Annotated in this window: 18 protein-coding genes; 9 read left to right on the top strand and 9 right to left on the bottom strand. The window is 69.3% G+C overall.

Features of this window, described 5'->3' with window-relative positions; all coding sequences use genetic code 11:
* Positions 1-117: 117 nt before the first annotated feature.
* A complete protein-coding gene (locus CA982_RS18965) occupies positions 118-1,419 on the bottom strand; it encodes a class I SAM-dependent RNA methyltransferase (protein WP_086536808.1) in 1,302 nt (433 codons plus the stop codon).
* Entirely contained in the window at positions 1,416-3,431 is a 2,016-nt protein-coding gene (locus CA982_RS18960) for an APC family permease (RefSeq protein ID WP_086536807.1), read from the bottom strand. The genes CA982_RS18965 and CA982_RS18960 overlap by 4 nt, the downstream gene beginning before the upstream one ends.
* A gap of 78 nt (positions 3,432-3,509) precedes the next feature.
* Here CA982_RS18960 and CA982_RS18955 point away from each other — a divergent pair, with 78 nt between their 5' ends.
* Together CA982_RS18955 and CA982_RS18950 are read left to right on the top strand one after the other, a co-directional pair.
* A complete protein-coding gene (locus CA982_RS18955) occupies positions 3,510-4,178 on the top strand; it encodes a potassium channel family protein (protein ID WP_086536830.1) in 669 nt (222 codons plus the stop codon).
* 22 nt (positions 4,179-4,200) lie between these two features.
* Positions 4,201-4,863 (top strand): potassium channel family protein, encoded by a 663-nt coding sequence (locus CA982_RS18950; protein ID WP_086536806.1) that lies wholly within the window; start codon positions 4,201-4,203, stop codon positions 4,861-4,863.
* On the opposite strand, the gene CA982_RS18945 is transcribed toward CA982_RS18950, so the two are convergent.
* Positions 4,844-5,554 carry a DUF3159 domain-containing protein gene (locus tag CA982_RS18945; RefSeq protein WP_086536805.1) on the bottom strand — a complete coding sequence of 237 codons (711 nt, stop codon included), beginning with the start codon at positions 5,552-5,554 and terminating at the stop codon, positions 4,844-4,846. The genes CA982_RS18950 and CA982_RS18945 overlap by 20 nt on opposite strands.
* The gene (locus CA982_RS18940; RefSeq protein WP_004018839.1) at positions 5,551-5,925 is read right to left on the bottom strand and encodes an OB-fold nucleic acid binding domain-containing protein; all 375 of its coding nucleotides are present in this window, start codon (positions 5,923-5,925) and stop codon (positions 5,551-5,553) included. Before CA982_RS18940 ends, CA982_RS18945 begins: the two co-directional genes overlap by 4 nt.
* 214 nt (positions 5,926-6,139) lie before the next feature.
* On the opposite strand from CA982_RS18940, the gene CA982_RS18935 reads away from it, so the two are divergent.
* On the top strand, positions 6,140-6,871 hold the full coding sequence (locus tag CA982_RS18935) for an alpha/beta hydrolase (protein ID WP_086536804.1): 732 nt from the start codon (positions 6,140-6,142) through the stop codon (positions 6,869-6,871).
* Between the two features lie 7 nt (positions 6,872-6,878).
* On the opposite strand, the gene CA982_RS18930 is transcribed toward CA982_RS18935, so the two are convergent.
* On the bottom strand, positions 6,879-7,775 hold the full coding sequence (locus CA982_RS18930) for a DUF3710 domain-containing protein (protein WP_086536803.1): 897 nt from the start codon (positions 7,773-7,775) through the stop codon (positions 6,879-6,881).
* 84 nt (positions 7,776-7,859) lie between these two features.
* A complete protein-coding gene (gene dut / locus CA982_RS18925) occupies positions 7,860-8,345 on the bottom strand; it encodes a dUTP diphosphatase (RefSeq protein WP_086536802.1) in 486 nt (161 codons plus the stop codon).
* A 22-nt stretch (positions 8,346-8,367) separates the two neighbouring features.
* On the opposite strand from dut, the gene CA982_RS18920 reads away from it, so the two are divergent.
* A complete protein-coding gene (locus CA982_RS18920; protein ID WP_086536801.1) occupies positions 8,368-8,940 on the top strand; it encodes a DUF3093 domain-containing protein in 573 nt (190 codons plus the stop codon).
* Positions 8,941-9,020: 80 nt separating this feature from the next.
* Here the strand turns inward: CA982_RS18920 and CA982_RS18915 are convergent, their stop codons facing one another.
* A complete protein-coding gene (locus tag CA982_RS18915) occupies positions 9,021-9,320 on the bottom strand; it encodes a DUF4193 domain-containing protein (protein ID WP_004018846.1) in 300 nt (99 codons plus the stop codon).
* A gap of 410 nt (positions 9,321-9,730) precedes the next feature.
* Between CA982_RS18915 and cei the strand changes: the two genes are divergently transcribed.
* Positions 9,731-10,423 carry an envelope integrity protein Cei gene (cei, locus tag CA982_RS18910; RefSeq protein WP_086536800.1) on the top strand — a complete coding sequence of 231 codons (693 nt, stop codon included), beginning with the start codon at positions 9,731-9,733 and terminating at the stop codon, positions 10,421-10,423.
* 66 nt (positions 10,424-10,489) lie between these two features.
* Here cei and CA982_RS18905 read toward each other — a convergent pair whose 3' ends face one another.
* Entirely contained in the window at positions 10,490-11,434 is a 945-nt protein-coding gene (locus CA982_RS18905; protein WP_086536799.1) for an inositol monophosphatase family protein, read from the bottom strand.
* A gap of 158 nt (positions 11,435-11,592) precedes the next feature.
* On the opposite strand from CA982_RS18905, the gene ppgK reads away from it, so the two are divergent.
* The 4 genes from ppgK to CA982_RS18885 all read left to right on the top strand — a co-directional run bounded on the left by ppgK (position 11,593) and on the right by CA982_RS18885 (position 15,905).
* Positions 11,593-12,396, top strand: coding sequence for a polyphosphate--glucose phosphotransferase (gene ppgK / locus CA982_RS18900; RefSeq protein ID WP_086536798.1), 804 nt, complete (start codon positions 11,593-11,595; stop codon positions 12,394-12,396).
* 56 nt (positions 12,397-12,452) lie between these two features.
* Positions 12,453-13,997: an RNA polymerase sigma factor gene (locus CA982_RS18895; protein WP_086536797.1), complete on the top strand. Its 1,545-nt coding sequence runs from the start codon at positions 12,453-12,455 to the stop codon at positions 13,995-13,997.
* A 393-nt stretch (positions 13,998-14,390) separates the two neighbouring features.
* Positions 14,391-15,440 (top strand): sulfite exporter TauE/SafE family protein, encoded by a 1,050-nt coding sequence (locus tag CA982_RS18890; protein WP_086536796.1) that lies wholly within the window; start codon positions 14,391-14,393, stop codon positions 15,438-15,440.
* 258 nt (positions 15,441-15,698) lie between these two features.
* Positions 15,699-15,905 (top strand): DUF7455 domain-containing protein, encoded by a 207-nt coding sequence (locus CA982_RS18885; protein WP_004018852.1) that lies wholly within the window; start codon positions 15,699-15,701, stop codon positions 15,903-15,905.
* A gap of 126 nt (positions 15,906-16,031) precedes the next feature.
* Here the strand turns inward: CA982_RS18885 and CA982_RS18880 are convergent, their stop codons facing one another.
* Positions 16,032-17,795: a DEAD/DEAH box helicase gene (locus CA982_RS18880; protein ID WP_086536795.1), complete on the bottom strand. Its 1,764-nt coding sequence runs from the start codon at positions 17,793-17,795 to the stop codon at positions 16,032-16,034.
* Positions 17,796-17,801 lie beyond the last annotated feature (6 nt).

Here is a 17,801-nt window from a genome sequence, read left to right as displayed (position 1 = left end):
CTGTTGTGCCGAGAACGTCCGGCACATGTCAGGTCAGTCTACGGAAGCATTCGTTGCGAGCCGGACCGGCGGATGGCCGGGGTGCCGGTGTCGCGGGGCCGCCCGGGCCCGCGTTGCTCACCCGGTCGCGGACGGGAGGAGGCAGGCCACCGCTTCCACGTGGTGTGTCAGCGGGAACGCGTCGAAACCGCGGATCTCGACCACCCGGAATCCGCGCTCGGCGAAGAGTCCGAGATCACGTGCGAACCGGGCGGCGTCACAACCCACATGGACCACGATGCCGGGCCGGGCGTCGGCGACCGCGGCGATCACCCGCTCGCCCGCCCCGGTGCGGGGCGGGTCGAGCACGACGACGTCCGGCCGGCCGGACAGGTCCGCGATCCGGGCCGCGACCTCGCCGCGGTGGGTGCGCACCCGATCGCCCTCGCCGGCGAACGCATGGTCGGCGGCGGCGAGGGCGGCCTGGTCGGAATCGACGATGTGGACGGTGTCCAGGTCCCCGGGACCGTCGAGCAGCGCACCCGCGAACACTCCCGCGCCACCGTAGAGATCCCACGCCACCCGCGGCGGCGTCGCGAGGTGTGCACCGACGAGGTCGACGACGGTCTCGGAGTAGGCCCGGGGTGCCTCGCGGTGCGCCTGCCAGAATCCGGTGACCGGGATGTCCCAGGATCGTCCGCCGACGCGTCGGACCGCGTTCGCGCCGCCTTCGACGACCACCCGGTCGCGGGGCCGCGACCGCCGGACGCGGTTCTGCTGCGCGCGACGACGGCTGTCGGCGCTGCCCCGGCGCGGCTTCTCGACCGGCGCGAGTTCGGTGACGTGGCGAGCGCCGTCGGCGTCGAGCACGACCGCGAGCTCGGAGTGCGGGGTGAAGCGGCTGTCTCCGAGCCCGTCGAGCATGCCCGCGGCGGGCTGTACACAGGGCTCGGTCACGATCGTCCGGCCGCGGAACGCCGACTGTCCCGGGTGCCCCTGCCCGTCCACGGCCAGGCGGGTACGGATCCGCCACCCGGTGTCGGCTCCGAGCCGACGCACTCCGACGGTTGCCAGCTCGGTGCCCTCGACGACGTCGCGCGGCAGGTGGCCCACCCGGTCCAGGACGTCGAGCAGCACATCCTGTTTCAGGTCCCGCGCGTGATCGGGGTCCACATGACCGAGATCGCAGCAGCCGGCTCCGGCCGACGCGGCCGGGCACGGCGAGGACACGCGGTGCGGCGAGGCGTCGAGCACGTCGACCACATGGGCCCGCCAGTACGAGTCGTGCCGGTCGTCGGTGATCTCGGCGACCACCCGTTCGCCAGGGATCGCCCCGCGGACGAACACGACCCGGCCGTCCGCACGGCCCACCGCCTCTCCACCGTTGGCCGGGCGGTCGACGCCGACCTCGACCCGGCGGGGCGTTTCCGGCCCGGTCACGGTCGCCGTTCGGGTTCGCCCAGCGCGCGGCGGGTCTCCCCCGGCGCCCAGTACTCGCGGTCTTCCTTGCGCCGGTCCGACGAGGTGAGCTGCCACGGCACCGAGGTCACCATCACACCTGGTTCGAACAGCAGACGTCCCTTGAGGCGCAGCGCCGACTGATTGTGCAGGATCTGCTCCCACCAGTGCCCGACGACGTACTCCGGGATGAACACGGTGACCACGTCGCGCGGCGATTCACGGCGCACCCGGCGCACGTATTCGACGACCGGACGGGTGATCTCGCGGTACGGCGACGCGATGACCTTCAGCGGGACGGTGATGTCACTGGCCTCCCACTCGGAGACGAGTTTGCGGGTGTCGCGGTCGTCGACGTTGACCGTGATCGCCTCGAGCACGTCCGGCCGGGTGGCCCGCGCGTATCGCAGCGCCCGCTTCGACGCCATGTGCAGGCTGGACACCAGCACGATCGAATGGGTACGGCTCGGCAGGACCGCCTCGTCGTCCTCCTCGGCGCGGTCGAGCTCGCGCTGCACCGAGGCGTAGTGGTGGTGGATGAGCTTCATGATCACGAACAGCACGACCATCGCGATCACCGCGATATAGGCCCCTTCGGTGAACTTCGTCAGGAGCACCACGACGAGGACAGTGGCCGTCATCACCAGGCCCACGGTGTTGACCACGCGGGATTGCATCATGCGTCGGCGCGCGCTCGGATCGGTTTCGGTGCGCAGCAAGCGGGTCCAGTGCCGCACCATGCCGGTCTGGCTCAGCGTGAACGAGACGAACACACCGACGATGTAGAGCTGGATCAGCGAGGTCACCTGCGCGCCGAAGGCGACCACGAAGATGATCGCGGCGATCGCGAGGAACAGGATGCCGTTGCTGAACGCCAACCGGTCACCGCGGGTGTGCAGCTGGCGCGGCAGGTAACGGTCCTGCGCGAGTACCGATCCCAGCACCGGGAACCCGTTGAAGGCGGTGTTGGCCGCCAGCAGCAGGATCAGCGCGGTGACGGTGGCGACGAAGAAGAACGCGGGCGGGAACGAGTCGAAGACGGCGTGGGCGAGCTGGGCGATCATCGCCTTCTGCTGGTAGCCCTCGGGTGCACCGATGAGGTCCTGGTCCGGGTTCATCACGTACTTCGCGCCGATCTTCTCGGCCAGCAGGACGATGCCCAGCAGCAGCGTGATGGAGAAGGTGCCGAGTAGCAGCAGCGTCGTCGCGGCGTTGCGGGACTTGGGTTTCCGGAACGCGGGCACCCCGTTGCTGATGGCCTCCACTCCGGTGAGCGCCGCACAACCGGAGGAGAACGACCGGGCGACGAGGAAGATCAGCGCCAGTCCGGTCAGGTTGTCCTGCTCGGGCACGATGCCGAAGTCCGCGGTCTCGGACTGGATGTCCTGCCCGAGTACGAAGATCTCGGTGAAGCCCCAGATGAGCATGCCCAGGACACCGATGATGAATCCATAGGTGGGGATCGCCAGCACGGCGCCGGACTCCTTGATGCCGCGCAGGTTGACCGCGGCGAGCAGCACGATCGCGCCCACGCAGAACCACACCTTGTGCTCACCGACGAACGGGATCGCCGAGCCGATGTTCTCCGCGGCCGAGGTGACCGACACCGCCACCGTGAGCACATAGTCCACGAGGAGTGCGCTACCGACGGTGAGGCCCGCGTTGGGGCCGAGGTTGACGGTCGCGACCTCGTAGTCGCCGCCACCCGAGGGATAGGCGTGCACGTTCTGCCGGTAGCTCGCGACGACGACGATCATGACGATCGCGACCGCGATCGCCACCCACGGCGTGAACGCGAGGGCGCTGATCCCCGCGACCGACAGGACCAGGAAGATCTCCTGCGGCGCGTACGCCACGGAGCTCATCGCGTCGGAGGCGAAGACCGGCAGGGCGATCCGCTTGGGCAGAAGGGTATGACCGAGGGTGTCGCTGCGGAACGGCCTGCCGAGCAGCAGGCGTTTCGTCGCGACGGACACCTTGGAGACGGTGGACACCAGGCAACCCTAGAGCGTCGGCGCCGAGCCGGGTAGGTTCGACTCGCGGCAGACGAGCCGCATGTGGAGAGGAATGCCGTGCAGGTGGTCATCATGGGTTGCGGGCGGGTCGGATCCTCGCTCGCGATGGCGATGCAGAAGCGCGGACACGACGTCGCGATCATCGACCGCGATCCGAGTGCGTTCGTGCGATTGGGTCCCGATTTCGCGGGCCGCACGATCACCGGGGTCGGGTTCGACCGCGAGATCCTGGTCAAGGCGGGCATCGAGCACGCCGACGCCTTCGCCGCCGTGTCGTCCGGGGACAACTCGAACATCATCGCGGCGCGGGTGGCCCGGGAGACCTTCGACGTCGAGCGCGTCGTCGCCCGCATCTACGACGCCAAGCGCGCCGAGGTGTACGAGCGTCTCGGGATCCCGACGGTCGCGACCGTGCCGTGGACGACCGAACGGTTCGTCTCGGCACTCGGCGAGACGACGACGATGGAGTGGCGAGACCCGTCCGGTTCGCTGGCCATCGCGCAGTTCGACGTCGACGAGTCGTGGATCGGGATCTCGGTCGCCAAGTTCCAGGAACAGACCGGGGCGCGGGTCGTGTTCCTCAGCCGCGTCGGACGCCCGGTTCTGCCCGACGCGAAAACCGTTGTCCAACAGGATGATGTGATCTACGGGGCGGTCATGCTCGACAATCTCAAGAACGCTCGTGGCCTCGCCGCGACGCCGTTCACCCAGAACGAGTCCGGATGATCCGGGCCGAAGGAGTCCTGAAGTGAAGGTCGCCATCGCCGGAGCCGGCGCGGTCGGACGTTCCATCGCACGCGAACTGCTCGTCAACGCCCACGAGGTCACGCTCTTCGAGCGGGACGCCGGTCACATCGACACCGACGCCGTCGCCGGCGCGGAGTGGGTACTCGCCGACGCGTGCGAACTCGCCAACCTCGAGAACGCGCAGCTGCAGACCTACGACGTGATGATCGCCGCGACCGGCGACGACAAGGCCAACCTCGTCGTCAGTCTTCTCGCGAAAACCGAGTTCGCGGTCAACCGGGTCGTCGCCCGCGTCAACGACCCCCGCAACGAATGGCTCTTCGGCGAGGACTGGGGTGTCGACGTCGCCGTGTCGACCCCGCGACTGCTGGCCTCCCTCGTCGAGGAGGCGGTGTCCGTCGGCGACCTGGTCCGGCTGATGACGTTCCGTCAGGGACAGGCCAATCTGGTCGAACTGACCCTGCCGTCGAACACGCCGCTCGCGGGTAAGCCCGTCCGCAAGCTGGAACTCCCCCGGGACGCGGCACTCGTCGCGATCCTGCGCGGTGGGCGCGTCATCGTCCCGCAGCGCGACGACCCCATCGAGGGCGGCGACGAACTGATCTTCATCGCCCCCGTCGAGGCCGAACCCGCGCTCTACGAGGCTATGCAGATCGTGCGGTGATCTCGGCCTGCGCCGAGGACTCGGCGCGGGCCGCTTCGGCGCGCTGCGCGCGGCGCACCAGCAGGATCGTCGCGAGCACCACCAGAGCGGTCAGGGGCCAGCCCATCGCGATGCGTGTGAACGCCAGCCACCCGGTCGCGCCGTCGTCGTACAGTTCCGACTGGGTGAGATAGCGTGCCGCGAAGAGCAGCGCCCACAGCGCGGTGGCGATGTCGTAGGCGCGCAGGATGGATCGTTGTCTGCGCCAGCTCGACCCCTCACCGTTGACCAGGTGCCATGCCACGCCGATGAGTGGCCATCGCACCAGGATTGAGACCGCGAACACGATCGCGTAGACGAGGGTGCTCCAGATCCCGAAGAGGAAGTAGCCCTTGGCATCCCCCACCCGGTCGGCGATGAAGACGCAGATCGCGACGCCCAGCAGGCCCGAGATCGCGGGCGTCAGCGGTTCGCGGCGCACGAGTCGCACGATGAAGAGCAGCGCCGCCACACCGAGTGCGGCGTAGATGGCCGTGCGGAGATCGAAGAACGAGTTGACGGGCACGAACACCACCACGGGCACCGTGGAATAGACGAGACCCGAGACGCCACCGATCTGCTCGAGGACCGTCGGCGTCGTCCGCTCCGGCGCCGGCGGTTCGGATACCTGCTGCTGTTCGGGGGCCGGCTGTTCGGGGGCCGGGCCGGTCACTCGTCGACGCCGTGCAGCTCGTAATAGGGGTTGTAGATCACCTTGTGGCCGTCCTGCTCGGCGAGGCGTCCGCGGACGGTGACCTTGCGACCGGGTTCGATCCCGGTGATGCGGTTGCGACCCAGCCACTTGAGCATCACGATGTCGGAGCCGTCGAAAAACTCGGCCTTCACACCCGCCTTGGCCGAGCGCGAACACGTCTCGACGGCGCGGAGCTCACCGTGCATGGTGACCTCGTCGCCGCGACAGCATTCGGATGCCCGCTGGGCACCCGTCGCCTTGGATTCCTCGGCGATCTTCTCTGCGTCGGCGTCACCGAGATCTTCGGTGAGCCGACGGGTCAGTCGTTTGAGATAGCCGGCAGTGGGCATCTCGACCCTCCCAATGGATTTCGGCCGGTACCGCGGGCTGCGCGGAGCGGTGACCGTGGGTCGCCGAACGAGTGATCGGTGACCTGTCCGCCAGCGTAGACCCCGGCCTGCGCCAGTGACAACGTAGACGACCACGGGGGCATTCCGCGGTGTCGGGCCGCCGCGATCTCGGGTCTGCGCGGGGCCCCGGGACACACTAGGGGATGATGCCTTGATGCCCGGCACCGACCGTCTGCACCGCCCGTCGCCGACCGCTCTGGTCGTGATCCCCGGAACGGGTTCCGACGCCGACCACGCCGCCCGCTCGTTCGGCGCCGCCGCCGTCGACCTCGGGGTCGAGCTCATCGCCCTGGAACCGACGACGTCGCTGATCGATGGCCACCGGCGCGGGCTGGAGGGTGCCGCGCGAACGCACCGGTCGATCCTGGTGGGCGGCGTCTCGATCGGGGCCGCGATCGCGCTCGACTGGGCTCTGCGAGACGGCGGGCGACGCTGCTCCGGCGTGCTCGCCGCGCTGCCCGCGTGGAGCGGTGACGCGCATGCGGCGCCGGCGGCCGCGAGCGCCCTCGCCACCGCCGAGGCGCTCGAGCGTGACGGTCTCGAGGCGACCATCGGCGCGATGGCGAGCAGCAGCCCGGAGTGGCTGGCCGCGGAACTGTCCCGATCGTGGCGACGCCTGCACCCCGGCCTCGCCGCCACCTTGCGCGAGGCGGCCGACTACCGGGCGCCGGCAGCCGACGAGATCGTTGGACTCACGGTGCCGCTCGCGCTTGTCGCGGCTCCCGACGATCCCGTGCACCCGATCACCGTCGCCCGTGAGTGGCGCGCCGCCGCACCGCGATCGGCCCTCGTGGAGGTCGCTCTCGACGACTGGGGCCGGAACCCGGGACTGCTCGGGGCCGGCGCCCGGGACGGATGGATCCGTCTGACCGACCCGCAGGGGTGATCGGAAGTCAGCGGCGGCGGAGGAAACGCTGCATCGCCGAACCCGACGACGGCGGCTGCGAGTCGTCGTCCTCGGCCGGACCGGTGGGCGCCTCGGTGGCGGGCGGCTCGTCGGCGGCGTCCGCGACCGCGGCATCCGCGTCGTCGCGATAGGTGTTCTCGCCGTACACGGTGGCGTGTGCGACCTGATCGAGCGCGCCACCGGCGACGGGCCCCGACTCGTCGGTCGCGACCGGGTCGGCCCCGGCGACCGGAGCCTGGGGCGGCTGGTTCTGGGGCGGCTGATTCTGGGGATTCTGCCCGGCTGCGGGATCGGCGAACATCTGCTGCTGGGCGGCCGCGACCTGCTCGGCGAGCACGGGGGGCAGCACGATCGGCAGCGGGTCCCGCGGAGGGAAGGGTTCGGAGCCGCGTCGGACGACGGTCTCGGCGAGTACGGCACGGCTCAGCCGCGCGAGGTCGTCGGCGTTCTCGGTGGGCCCGCTGCCCACGCACCGGACGAGCCAGCGCGGCCCGTCGACCCCGATGAAGCGGTGGGTGACGCCATCGGTCTCGGCGACCACCTCCCGCCCCCAGTGCCCGTCTTCGACGCTCGTGGTGGCACCGTCATCGCGCAGCGAGCCGGCCAGTTCCCGGACCACCTCGCGCCACATCCCCGGCGACTTGGGTGCCGCGAAGGCCGTCACCGAGATCCGGCCGATGGGTGTCACCAGATACACGTTCTGCGGTTGGTGGGCCTCGGACATCTCGACGGTGACCTGACCGCCCTCGACCACCGGCACCAGCACCGAACCGAGGTCGAGATGGGAGTTCTCGAGTTCCTGCGGTCGGGTGGCCAGCGCGTCGAGGTCGTAGGGACCGCGCGCCTGACCGACCCGCAATTCCTCTGATCCGTCCTGTGCCATCGCGTCACTCCTCGTTCGTCACCGCCGGCGACGACGATCCGCCGGCCACACCGGAAACAGTAATCCACCACCGCCGGGCGGAGGTCAGGCGAGAATCGCCGAACCGCCGCTCGATCCGTAACCGCCGTCGCCCCGGGCGGTCTCGTCGAGTTCGTCGACCTCGACGAACTCGGGCAGCTCGACCCGCTGCACGATCAGCTGAGCGATCCGGTCGCCGCGCGCGATCGAGATCGTCTGTTCCGGGTCGTGGTTGATCAGACAGACCTTGATCTCCCCGCGATAGCCGGCGTCGATGGTGCCCGGGGTGTTCACGACCGACAGGCCGGCCCGGGCGGCCAGGCCCGACCGCGGGTGGATCAGCCCGACGGTGCCCACGGGCAGGGCCACCGCGATCCCGGTTCCGACGAGCTGCCGGCGCCCGGCGGGCAGTTCCAGATCGATCGTCGAGTAGAGGTCGACCCCCGCATCACCCGGGTGCGCCCTGGTCGGCAGGGGTAGGTCGGGGTCGAGGCGACGGACCGCGATCGACGCCGGGGCGGAGGGGTGCACAGGGGGGAGATCTGGGGTCACGGACGCAGACTACGCTGGTCACGTGACCGCAGATCATTCGCCTGAGCGCCCCGGGGGCACGTCGGACGCCTCCCCCGCACCCACCGGGCGGAACGCCGGCGTCGCCGACTCGACGACCGATCGGTTCGACGAGCGGCTGTACGTCCCCTGGTGGTGGTGGCTCGCCGCCGTGGTCCTCACCGGCGTGGTGGGCTACGAGATCCAGTTGTCGGCGCGCGGGAGCGCCTGGAGCATCATCGGTTACGTCGCCACCGGCGTGCTGTGCGCGGTGATGCTGTGGTCGATGGGCCGCACCCGTATCCGGGTGACCCCGGACCGGGAACTGCACGCCCATCGCGCTGTTCTGCCGCGTGGCGTCGTGGCGCGCGCGGCAACGGTTCCGGCGTCCGCCAAGAGCGCGGCTCTCGGCCGCCAGCTCGATCCGGCCGCCTACCTCGTGCACCGGTCCTGGGTGAAGACGATGGTCCTCATCGTGCTCGACGACCCCGACGACCCGACGCCGTACTGGCTCGTGTCCACCCGCCGTCCGGCCGAACTCCTCGCGGCCCTGGGCATCGAGGACGCCGCGGCCGACCGTCCCGAACCCACCGCCTGACCCCGGACACGACGAAGGGGCCGCGCCGTGTTCGGCGTCGGCCCCCTTCATCAGCTGTCAATCGCTGATCGCGGACCTGCTCACGCGCAGTCGACGCAGATGAGCGAGCTTCCGTTCTCCTCGGCCAGCCGGCTGCGGTGATAGACGAGAAAGCAGCTGGTACAAGTGAACTCGTCGGCCTGCTTGGGGATGACACGCACCGACAGTTCTTCGCCGGAGAGATCGGCGCCGGGAAGTTCGAAGGATTCCGCGGTGTCACTCTCGTCGACATCCACCGCGGAAGACTGCGCCTCGCTGCGCCGGGCCTTCAGCTCTTCGAGCGAGTCCTCGTTGAGGTCCTCGGTCTCCGTCCGCCGCGGCGCGTCATAATCTGTAGCCATTCTGTGCCTAACTTGTCGAGAGTGTGAGGGGCGCTCACGGTGACGGCGCTGGCGTCGCCACCCGGTGTTCTTGCGCACGACTCCGCCGGGATTGTCTTACCGATGGGGTCACTGCAACGTCGTCTCGGGCGAGATTCGTACCAGAGAAACAGACGTATTGCGTGATTTCGATCACGGTTCGATATCAGGCGCACCCCGGGTCTGGAAGCGCGGGCGCCCGAAGCATAGTCGACACCCTACTCAAGGTCAATACGCTGGACCCAACTCGTCGGTAAGTTTCGCATCATCGGTCGGCAGACGACTCGATTCACCCCGGCGACGCCTCTCCCGGCGAGGCACGCGGGCCGCCGCGGGGCCACCCTCTAGAGTGATCCGAGATCACGCAACGCCCAGTGAGGAGCCAGTCCACGGTGGTGTCGAAGATTACGTCCGGCTATCCGACAGACGAGCAGGGCCGATCCTACCGTCGGCGCCGCTATGCCCCCGCGATCATCACGGTCGTCGTCCTGATGGTCGTCGGTGTGGTGGTGTGGGCGATCGCGCTGGGCGGTGGCGACACCGAATCCGTACCGACGGCCTGCAATCAGCCGACGCCCCCGACGTCGGTGGAGGCCGGCGCACCCGCTCCGGCCGCACCGCCGACGCTGACCGTCGTCGGACGCGACGAGATGCTCGGGGTCGCACCGGCTCCGCTGTCGACCTTCGGTGTGCGAGTCCTCAACGCCTCCGACGAGCGCGGCGCGGCCCGGACGGTGTCCGACGACCTCACTGCACAGGGGTTCACCCCGGTGCCGGACAATCCGTATGCCGACGATCCGGTGTACCCCAACCGGGATCTCAACTGCGTCGCGCAGATCCGGTTCGGTCCGGCCGGTCGCGCCGCGGCGGCGGCCACGTGGCTCGCGTTCCCGTGCGCCCAGCTGGTCGACGACGGCCGGCGCGGGACGGCCGTCGATGTCGCGCTGGGTGTCCACCACTCGGGTGGCGAGATGTCGCAGGACGCGCAAGCCGCACTGGAGGCCCTGCGGTCGGCGGACCCGAAGAACCCGGCGAGCGGCGTCGACCCGGTGCTCGTCGAGGCCGTCCACTCCACTCCCTGCTGACCTTCGCGGCCGACCTTCGCGCGTCACGCCGGCGGACGCAGCGCCGACCGACCGGCGGCCGGACTGTCAGGTCAGCGGGCTGCGCGCGTCGAATTCGTCCAGCAGTGCGAGGAATTCGTCGGCCACACCCGGCGCGACGGCGACGGTGATGTGCCCCTCGTCGGCCCTCGAGTCCGGCGGCGGCGTCTGGACGACCGCGCCGGCTTCGGCGGCGATGAGGCCTCCCGCCGCCCAGTCCCACGGGCTCAGGCCGTGTTCGTAATGCGCGTCGACGGCGCCGGCGGCGACCATGCACAGATCGAGGGCCGCGGCACCGATGCGACGTACGTCCCGCACACGCGGCAGCAGTTCGGCGACGATGCGACCCTGCTGCCGGCGCCGCGCGGCGTCGTAGCCGAAACCCGTTGCCACCAGAGCCAGTTCGGCACGATCGACCGGGTTGCAGCGCAGCGGCCGCCGGACCCCGGTCGAATCCGCCGCCCAGGCTCCGCCGCCGAGGGTCGCGCCGTAGGTCACGTCGCGGGCCACGTCGACGACCACCCCGGCCACCGACCGGCCGTCGACCTGCGCCGCGACCGACACGGCGTAGGCCGGCACGCCGTACATGAAGTTGACGGTGCCGTCGATCGGGTCGACGACCCATCGGACGCCGGAGGGCACCGCACGGCTGCCGCCGTCCTCCTCCCCGAGCACCTCGTCGTCGGGACGTGCCTGACGGAGCAGCGAGCGGATCAGTCGCTCGGTCTCGGTGTCGGCGAGGGTGACCGGATCGGTTTCCGTCGACTTCGTCGACACGGCCTGTTCTGTCGACTTCGTCGACACGGCTTGTTCCGTCGACTCGGCGGACACGGCCGCGTCTGGGGCCCCGGACACCGAGGGCGCGCCGTGTCCCGGTGTCGCACCGAACAATTCGGGCCGGCGGCGACGCACGTGCGCGGCGGCCTCCCGGGCCACGGTGTCGGCGACCGCGGCGAGCTCGTCCACCGGAATTGTCTGATCCACGCCTTCCATGTCAGCACATCGCCCGAACGCGCCGCCGATCGCGGTGACCGATCTCTTGCCTCGTGCGGGCGAATCGTGTCGACAAGTGTTGCGATGTCGCGCGTTCGACGGGTCACGTGGATAGCCTGGATTACCGATTGCCGCCGACCCGGACAGGGAGCCCTGCCATGACCGACACGTCCGTCCCCGAATCGTCCGACCCCGACGGTTCGACGTCTTCGACCAACCTCGGTTTCGGGGTGGACGTCGGCGGCTCCGGGATCAAGGGCGGGATCGTCGACCTCGATTCCGGTGAACTCGTCGGCGAGCGGTTCAAGGTGCTCACCCCGCAGCCGGCGACGCCCGACGCCGTGGCCGACGGGGTGGCCGAGGTCGTGGCGCACTTCGACTGGCCGGGCCCGGTCGGCATCACCCTGCCCGGCGTCGTGACCGACGGGATCATGCGCACGGCCGCCAACATCGACAAGGCCTGGATCGGCACGGACGTCTACGACCTGTTCAGCAGACACCTCGACGGCAGGCAGGTGTCGGTGCTCAACGACGCCGACGCGGCGGGGATGGCCGAGGACGCGTACGGCGCGGGCAAGGACGTCGCCGGGGTTGTGATGCTGCTGACGTTCGGGACCGGCATCGGGTCGGCGATCCTCATCGACGGCACCCTCGTGCCCAACACCGAGCTCGGTCATCTCCAGGTCGGCAAAAAGGAGGCCGAGCATCAGGCCTCCTCGCGCGTCCGGGAGGAGAAGGGTTGGTCGTACGAGAAGTGGACGGAGAAGGTCTCCGAGGTACTCGAAACCTACGAGGCCCTCTTCTGGCCGAAGCTCTTCATCGCCGGCGGGGGCATCAGCCGCAAGTCCGACAAGTGGATTCCGCTGCTGACCAACAAGACCCCGGTGGTACCGGCGGTCCTGCTGAACACGGCCGGCATCGTCGGTGCCGCAATGGCGGTCTCGCGGGGGCTCAAAACCTAGCGCCGCGCCTGCATTGACCAGGTCTTTGACACACCGGGCGCGACGATGTCGTTACAATGGTCGTCACCGGTCATTCCAACCGAGAAACCAAGACCTCGTCCACGGCGGCTCGTGCTGCCGTGTCACGTCTGGTGACAGACGACAGAAGACACCACAGAAGACAGTTCGAAAGGTTGTACGTGGCAGCCATCACGACCCACCAGGGTGATGTAGAGGCCGAGGAGTCGACCGAGTCGACCCCCGCCGCAACCGACGCCCCGGCCAAGCGGACCGCCAAGAAGGCTGCGAAGAAGACCGCCGCCCGCAAGGCCCCGGCCAAGAAGGCAGCAGCGAAGAAGGCCACCAAGAAGGCGGCCCCGAAGAAGGCTGCCAAGAAGGCCGGGTCGGCAGAGGGCGACGATCCGAACGCCGAGCCCGACGACCCGGACTCGATCGACGACATCGACGGTCCCGACGCCGAGCTCGAAGACGTCGAGATCGACGATCTCGAGGTCGACGACGAGGACGACGCCGACGAGTCGGACGACGACGAGGAGTCCGCGGACGCGAAGGCCCCGGCCGCCGCGGCCACCGCCAAGGCCACCAAAGACGACTCCGCCGCCGCGAAGTCGGGTGACTTCGTGTGGGACGAGGAGGAGTCCGAAGCCCTGCGCCAGGCGCGCAAGGACGCCGAGCTCACCGCCTCGGCCGACAGCGTCCGTGCGTATCTGAAGCAGATCGGCAAGGTCGCCCTGCTCAACGCCGAGGAAGAGGTCGAGCTCGCCAAGCGGATCGAGGCCGGGCTCTTCGCCACCGAGCGTCTCCGACGCATCATGGACGCCGGCGAGAAGCTCAGCACCGCCCAGAAGCGCGACCTCAACTGGATCTCGCGCGACGGCAACCGAGCCAAGAACCACCTGCTCGAGGCGAACCTCCGACTGGTCGTGTCCCTGGCCAAGCGTTACACCGGCCGCGGCATGGCGTTCCTGGACCTGATCCAGGAGGGCAACCTCGGTCTGATCCGCGCGGTCGAGAAGTTCGACTACACCAAGGGCTACAAGTTCTCGACCTATGCCACCTGGTGGATCCGGCAGGCGATCACCCGTGCCATGGCCGACCAGGCCCGCACCATCCGTATCCCGGTGCACATGGTCGAGGTCATCAACAAGCTCGGACGCATCCAGCGTGAACTCCTCCAGGACCTCGGCCGTGAGCCGACGCCCGAAGAGCTCGCCAAGGAAATGGACATCACCCCGGAGAAGGTGCTGGAGATCCAGCAGTACGCCCGGGAACCCATCTCGCTGGACCAGACCATCGGCGACGAGGGCGACAGCCAGCTCGGTGACTTCATCGAGGATTCCGAAGCCGTGGTCGCGGTCGACGCGGTCAGCTTCACGCTGCTGCAGGATCAGCTGCAGTCGGTCCTGGAGACCCTGTCCGAGCGCGAGGCCGGCGTCGTCCGCCTGCGTTTCGGTCTCACCGACGGTCAGCCCCGCACCCTCGACGAGATCGGCCAGGTGTACGGCGTGACCCGTGAGCGCATCCGTCAGATCGAGTCCAAGACCATGTCGAAGCTGCGCCACCCGTCGCGCTCGCAGGTCCTGCGCGACTACCTGGACTAGCTACCCGCTTCGTTCGACGCCGTCGCCCCCGTGCCTCTCCGGTACGGGGGCGACGGCGCTTCTGCGTCCGGTCAGATACGAGAATGACCGATCTGTCAAGATTTGTGCGCGCACCGATTTCGACCCAGCTGGAGAGTCGGGGTTTCCGCGACGCACTACATAGGATGGCGCGGTGACGTACGCAGTGACCGGGAGCAGACGCGGCGCCATGCTGGTGCGCCGCGCCACCGTTGACCTGCTGCGTACAGCCTCGATGCTGTGTCTGTGAGGCGGTCCGACCCGCCCCGGGGCCCACGTGCGTCCCCATCTCTGCGTTTCTCTTCTCGCGGCCGCATCGTGCCCGCTCCCGCCTCGTCACACCCCTGACGGTGTGACTTCCCGGAAAGACCCACTATGAGAACGATTGTCCTGATCGGCCTCGTCGGCTTCGCTGCTCAGCTCGTCGACGGCAGTCTCGGCATGGCTTATGGCGTCACCACCACGACCCTCCTACTCGCCATCGGCACCAACCCGGCTGCCGCGTCGGCCACGGTTCACCTGGCCGAGATCGGCACCACCCTGGTGTCCGGCGTCTCGCACTGGAAGTTCGGCAACGTCGACTGGCGCGTCGTGCGCCGCATCGCGATCCCGGGCGCCATCGGTGCATTCCTCGGCGCCACGATCCTGTCGAGTCTCTCCACCGAGACCGCGGCCCCCGTCATGGCCGTGATCCTCCTGCTGTTGGGTCTGTACATCCTGGTGCGCTTCACCTTCCAGGGCATTCCCCGTCACAACCTCGGCAAGCCGCTGCGCAAGCGTTTCCTCAGCCCGCTCGGATTCGTCGCCGGATTCGTCGACGCCACCGGTGGCGGCGGCTGGGGACCGGTCGGCACCCCGGCCATCCTGGCCAGCGGCCGCCTCGAGCCCCGCAAGGTGATCGGTTCGATCGACACGAGCGAGTTCATCATCGCCGTCGCCGCCAGCCTCGGCTTCCTGTTCAGCCTCGGTTCGCAGGGCATCAACTTCGCGTGGGTCGGCGCCATCCTCGTCGGCGGTGTCATCGCCGCACCGATCGCGGCATGGCTCGTGCGCCACATCCCGCCGCGCCTGCTCGGCGCCTCGGTCGGCGGCCTGATCGTTCTCACCAACACGCGCAGCCTGCTCAAGAGCGATTTCATCGACGCCCCCGGCTCGGTACGCAGCGTCTTCTACATCGTGATCGCCATCGCCTGGGCCGCGGCGTTCGCCTACTCGCTCCGCGAATACCTGCGCGACCGTGAGAACGAGTCCTCGGACGCGGTCACCCACTTCCGCGAGGAGCAGGAAGAGGCGCTCGTGGGCGCGGAGGGCACGAACCGGTCCGTCGTCGAGGGCGCATCGACGTCCGACATCCCGGCCGCCGATTCCGCACCCGAGCCCGACGCGGGTGCAAGCGGAACGCACTCCCCCACCCGGACGAGCTGACCGTCCGACCCGAACCGTGCAGAACACGTAGAGTGGTGCGACCCGGCCCCCATGGCCGGGTCGCAGTGCGTTCGGGCGATCGTTGTTCAGTTGTTGCGTGATGTAAACGGTGAGTGACGACACACCGAGCGCACCCCCGGAACAATACGAACGCCTCGAGCGTCTGACAGAGTGAGGTTGACGCATCGCCCGGATGTGTCGGCTCGAAGGGAAGGCGACCGGACACCGGCGCCGGACCGGGACGGAGGAACGACAACCATGACTGACATCGCCACCACAGCCCCGATCTACCTGCCGCTCACTGCCGCCGATCGCTGCGATCGCTGCGGCGCCGCAGCCAAGGTACGGGCCGTCCTGCCCAAGGGCGGCGAGCTTCTCTTCTGCCGCCACCACTTCAACGAGCACGAAGCCCGTCTCGTCGAGCTGAGCGCCACCGTCGTCGAGTCCGCCGGCGAGTTGGTCTGACGATCCCGACAATCTGACACGGGCGTTCCTACGCGCACAGAGCCCGGCCGGAATCATCCGGCCGGGCTCTGTCGTGTCTGCCTGGCGAGTCCCGGTCGAGTCCGGGCCGTCACCGGACCCGATCGATCAGCGCCACTGGCGCAGCGCGGCGATCCGTTCCTTGAGCTGCTCGGCGCTCGCCATCGCGGTCGGCGGCCCACCGAGGCGGGTGCGCAGCTCGTTGTGCACCATGCCGTGCGGTTTACCCGTGCGATGGTGATGCATGGCGACGAGGGTGTTCAGTTCCTTACGGAGGGCGTGCAGGTTCTCACCGGTCGTCCCGGGGGGCCGGCCGGGCGTCGGTTGCTCGGAATTCGCCGAGGACTCCGGGGTCGACGCGGCCGACCGCGCGGTGACCTGGTCCTCCTGCCGCTTGCGTAGCAGCGCGCGCACCTGATCGGCGTCGAGCAACCCCGGAAGTCCGAGGTAGTCCGACTCCTCGTCGCTGCCCGCGAACGTCGCCGTGCCGAACGACGTGCCGTCGAAGATGACCTGATCGAGTTCGGCGTCGGCGTGCAGGGACTGGAACTTCGGCTCGTCCTCCCCCGGCTCGTCCTCCTGCTTGTTAGCGTCGATCAGCAACTGGTCGTCGAGGCCGTCGCTCTCGCGGTGCGGCTTGCCGAGCACATGGTCGCGCTCGACCTCCATCTGGCTGGCCAGGTCGAGCAGCACCGGCACCGACGGCAGGAAGACGCTCGCGGTCTCACCCGGACGGCGCGATCGCACGAAGCGGCCGATGGCCTGCGCGAAGAACAGCGGCGTCGACGAACTGGTGGCGTACACGCCCACCGCGAGACGCGGCACGTCGACACCTTCGGACACCATGCGGACGGCGACCATCCACTCGTCGGTGGACGCGGCGAACTGCCCGATCCGCGACGACGACTTCGGGTCGTCGGAGAGCACGAGCGTCGGTTCCTTGCCGGTGATGGCGGTGAGGAGTTCGGCGTAGTCGCGGGCCGCGGTCTGATCGGTGGCGATCACCAGGCCGCCCGCGTCCGGTGTGCCGGTCGCACGCAGCTGTCCGAGTCGGGTGTGCGCCGCGGTGAGCACCGCCGGGATCCAGTCGCCGTGGGCATCGAGGGCAGTCCGCCAGGCGCGGGTGGTGTGTTCGGCCGAGAGCGGCTCGCCCAAGCGCGCGGTGTACTCCTCGCCCGCACTGTCCCGCCAGCTGGCCTCACCGGAGTAGGCGAGGAACACGACCGGACGGACGACGCCGTCCTTCAGTGCGTCGGCGTAGCCGTAGGTGTGGTCGGCCTTGGACCGCTGGTGCCCGCCGGCCTCCGGCTCATAGGTGACGAACGGGATCGGCGAGTCGTCCGAGCGGAAGGGCGTACCGGTCAGCAGCAACCGGCGCTCGGCGTCGTCGAAGGCCTCCCGGATCGCCTCACCCCAGGACTTGGCATCGCCGCCGTGGTGGATCTCGTCGAGGATGACCAGCGTGCGGTAGTTCTCGGTACGCACCCGATGACGAGCCGGATGGGCGGCAACCTGCGCATAGGTGACCACGACACCGTGGAAGTCCGAACTGGTCTGGCCGGCGGCGTTGGTGAACCGGGAGTCGAGTGCGATCCCGACGCGCGCCGCGGCCTCGGCCCACTGGTGCTTCAGATGCTCCGTCGGGGCGACCACGGTGATCTTGTCGACGGTGCGGTCGTCGAGGAGTTCGCGGGCGATCCGCAGACCGAAGGTCGTCTTGCCTGCGCCGGGGGTCGCCACGGCGAGGAAGTCCTTCGGCTTCTGCGTCAGGTATTTGGTCAACGCACGACGCTGCCAGGCGCGGAGCTGCTGCGTGGGGCCGGGGGTCGTGGACCCGGACGGGCTGCCGGCGGAGGGTTCGGCTGACGTCACCTTCTG

The organism is Gordonia lacunae (genome assembly GCF_002149015.1).
Lineage (GTDB): Bacteria > Actinomycetota > Actinomycetes > Mycobacteriales > Mycobacteriaceae > Gordonia > Gordonia lacunae.
This window is presented reverse-complemented; position numbering and strand designations above follow the sequence as displayed.